Source organism: Pseudomonas baetica (assembly GCF_019733355.1).
GTDB classification, from domain to species: Bacteria; Pseudomonadota; Gammaproteobacteria; order Pseudomonadales; family Pseudomonadaceae; genus Aquipseudomonas; species Aquipseudomonas baetica_A.
The window spans coordinates 1-254 of the sequence record NZ_JAIHLQ010000195.1; the positions used below are offsets into that span (position 1 = coordinate 1).

Genomic DNA, 254 nt, shown 5'->3' on the forward strand with positions numbered 1-254 from the left:
GTATTTAAAAAGCCAATGATTTTCTATGCATTTGATTTAGAAGATTATATTACGACGCGTGATTTTTATGAACCATATGAATCATTTGTTCCAGGTAAAATTGTGCAATCATTTGACGCATTAATGGACGCCTTGGACAATGAAGATTATGAAGGAGAAAAAGTCATTCCATTCTTAGATAAACATTTTAAATATCAAGATGGCCGATCAAGTGAGCGTTTAGTCAGAAATTTATTTGGTAGCTAAGTTTATAT

General features: G+C 31.1%; 1 protein-coding gene. It reads left to right on the top strand.

Annotation, left to right across the window (positions count from 1 at the left end):
• Positions 1–246: CDP-glycerol glycerophosphotransferase family protein (locus tag K5E40_RS34720; RefSeq protein WP_221734463.1), on the top strand; the 246-nt coding region annotated here is incomplete at its 5' end.
• Positions 247–254: the final 8 nt, after the last annotated feature.